The organism is Pedococcus sp. P1_H8 (assembly GCF_056405175.1).
Map to the genome: position 1 here is coordinate 1 of NZ_JBFUCP010000199.1, position 471 is coordinate 471.

The 471-nt window shown below is 72.8% G+C and carries 1 protein-coding gene; it reads left to right on the forward strand.

Annotation, left to right across the window (positions count from 1 at the left end):
* Positions 1-471 (forward strand): phosphopantetheine-binding protein (locus AC1DYG_RS19575; RefSeq protein ID WP_477641519.1); only part of this gene is annotated, 471 nt, incomplete at both ends.

Consider the following 471-nt stretch of genomic DNA (forward strand, 5'->3'; position numbering starts at 1 on the left):
GACTCGGGCGAGTACGTCGAGCCCGGCTCGCCGGTCGAGGTGGCCGTCGCCGGAGTCTTCGCCGACGTGCTCGGGATCGAGCGGGTCTCGGCAACGGAGTCGTTCTTCACATTGGGTGGCAACTCGCTCTCGGCGACTCGGGTGGTCGCCCGGGTCAACTCGGCGGTCGGTTCTGCGCTCGGCGTGCGGGACTTGTTCGAGGCGTCGACGGTCGCCGAGTTGGCCGCCCGCGCGGTCAGCGCCGAGGGGCGCGCCCCGCGGCCCGCGCTGGTCGCCGCGGAGCGCCCGGAGCAGGTGCCGCTCTCGCTTGCGCAGCAGCGTATGTGGCTGATCAACCGGCTCGACCCCGCGTCGCCCGCCTACAACATCGCGAGCGCCGTCCGGCTCTACGGACGCCTCGACTTCGACGCGCTCGAGTTGGCGGTGGCCGACGTGCTCGGCCGCCACGAGTCCGTCCGGACGGTGTACCCG